Origin of the sequence: Lentzea indica, from assembly GCF_012184385.1 — a bacterium.
Lineage (GTDB): Bacteria > Actinomycetota > Actinomycetes > Mycobacteriales > Pseudonocardiaceae > Lentzea > Lentzea indica.
The window spans coordinates 1-2294 of sequence record NZ_VSRL01000491.1 but is presented as its reverse complement, the minus strand read 5'-3'; the positions used below and the strand labels follow the sequence as shown (position 1 = coordinate 2294).

Annotated in this window: 2 protein-coding genes and 2 pseudogenes; 3 read left to right on the top strand and 1 reads right to left on the bottom strand. The window is 67.0% G+C overall.

What is annotated here, in order from left to right; genetic code table 11:
• The 3 genes and pseudogenes from FXN61_RS48865 to FXN61_RS48855 form a co-directional block, all read left to right on the top strand.
• A pseudogene (locus FXN61_RS48865) lies at positions 1–843 on the top strand (hypothetical protein); the annotation flags it as partial.
• Positions 844–955: 112 nt separating this feature from the next.
• A complete protein-coding gene (locus tag FXN61_RS48860; RefSeq protein WP_376770831.1) occupies positions 956–1555 on the top strand; it encodes a GtrA family protein in 600 nt (199 codons plus the stop codon).
• Entirely contained in the window at positions 1485–2018 is a 534-nt protein-coding gene (locus FXN61_RS48855; RefSeq protein ID WP_167980553.1) for a GtrA family protein, read from the top strand. Before FXN61_RS48860 ends, FXN61_RS48855 begins: the two co-directional genes overlap by 71 nt.
• 4 nt (positions 2019–2022) lie before the next feature.
• On the opposite strand, the pseudogene FXN61_RS53995 reads toward FXN61_RS48855, so the two are convergent.
• Positions 2023–2294 (bottom strand): annotated as a pseudogene (locus FXN61_RS53995) (hypothetical protein); the annotation flags it as partial.

Below are 2294 nucleotides of genomic sequence, written 5' to 3'. Positions count from 1 at the left end.
TGCCCGGCGGGCAGCGGCACGATCACGTGCTCGACGCCGCAGGGCATCGCGCCCGGCGGGCAGGCGACGTTCCTGTTCCGCCTGCGGGCGACTACTGACGCCCAGCCGGGCACGATCACCGGCACCATCAGCGCGGGGTCGTCGATCTCGGTCAACGTCAGCGTCGAAGTCAACGTGCCACCGGTGAATGACGACATCGAGCTCACGGTGTCGACGTGGCACGAGGTGTACTGGGACCCGCGCGTGGACGTGCAGGTGCTCAACAAGGGTCCGCGGGCGGGCACGTTGAAGCTGGACGTGACGTCGTCGGAGAACATCGTGGTGTTCACGCCTTGCCGTGAGTGCTCGCGGACCGACAAGAACTCGATCCACTGCGTCACCGATCTGGAGAAGGGCGAGAAGTTCCGGATGTCCGTGTGGGCGTTCGGGCTGCCGCACCGGGGCGGGACGATCACCGTCACGGCGTCGCTGGGCAACGCGACGAAGTCCGTGACGGTGCCGGTGAAACTGCACCCGGACCACCCGCCGATCGAGGATCCGGTGAAGCCGCCGCCCACGTCCACGCCGACCACGGTTCCACCGACGACGACCACCACCACTCCGCCGGTGAAGCCGATCGATCCCACGAAGCCGGGCACGCCGACCGTGCCGACGCTGCCGTCGCCGACCCTGCCGCCGGTGCTCCCGCCGTCGACGACCGTTCCACCGCCCACGGTGCCACCTTCGACGCCGGTGCCAACCACGCCACCGCCGACGTCCCACCCGTGCGAGCCGTGGCCGGGCTGGCGCCCGCCGCTGATCCCGGACCTGCTCGGGTGGCCGTGCACGCCGGCGCGGAGTTGATCAAAAGTTGATCTTTTGTCGTCACTGAACGTGCAGGTCACGCACCTCTGGGTTGCGAAAAGTAACACCCGGAGGTAGCCACCGTTACCTTGATCCGTAAGCTGGCGTGGTGCTGCCAGTCGTTCGCCGTGCCATGAGCCGGTTGCCAGAACCACTCCAGTTCCTGCTGCACAAGCACCGCGAGATGATCCGGTTCGCCTTGGTCGGCGGCACGACGTTCCTCATCGACAACGGTGTCTGGTACGCGCTCAAGCTCACCGTGCTGACCGACAAGGTCGTCACGGCGAAGGTCATCGGCGTGCTGGTGGCGATCATCGCCTCGTACGTGCTGTCCCGCGAATGGTCGTTCCACACCCGCGGCGGCCGCGAGCGCCACCACGAGGCCGCGCTGTTCTTCCTGGTCAGCGGCCTGGGCGTGGCCATCAACATCATCCCGCTGTGGCTGTCACGGCACCTGTTCGGCCTTCAGGCACCGTTCGTCACGGTGATGACCGAGGAGATCGCGGACTTCGTCTCCGGCTCGATCATCGGCATGCTGCTCGCCACCGGCTTCAAGTTCTGGGCGATGCGGCGCTGGGTGTTCCCCGACGCCGGTGCTCGACCGGACCGACGTGTTCACCCGATCTCCGTAGACTCGTCCCGTGTCTCTAGCCGAAACAGTGGTCTCCCGGTTTCCGGAGCCGATCCGGTCGATCGCGCTGAAGCATCGTGAACTGGTGAAGTTCGCCCTCGTCGGGGGCACCTGCTTCGTGATCGACACGGTCCTGTTCTTCGGGATCAAGACGGTCGTCCTGCCGAACAACCCGGTGACAGCGAAGATCATCGCGACCCTGGTCGCCACGATCGTGTCGTACGTCCTGAACCGGGAGTGGTCGTTCCGCACCCGCGGCGGCCGCGAACGCCATCACGAGGCGGCCCTGTTCTTCCTCGTGAACGGCATCGGCATCGTGCTGAACTCGGCACCGCTGTACATCGCGCGGTACGCGTTCCACCTGCAGGAGCCGCACGTGTCGCGGCTCGCGGAGGAGGTCTCGGACTTCCTGAGCGCGCAGATCATCGGCACGCTCATCGCGATGGCCTTCCGCTGGTACGGCTACAAGACGTGGGTGTTCCCCGAGGAGAACGCCCGCAGGCAGCGGCCGTTGAGCGACGAGGAAGCTCTCGGCCACTCGTGACCCGTCAGCGCGGCGTGCTGGGCGCCTTCCAGGGAATCCCGACCACGTCCTGAGCCTTCGGCACCGGCAGGAACACCGCGAACGTCGCCGGCCGCGCCGTGGACAGCTCCAGCCGGCCGCCATCCGCGTCGACCAACGCCCGCGCGAGGGCCAGACCCACCTCCTCCTGGTCGAACTGGAGGAGGTTTCCGTCCTGGGTGCGGCAGGCGTCGACGCGCTGGATGCCGTGGCCGAGGTTGTTCCAGGTGATGAACTTCCGCGCGAATTCCAGATCTT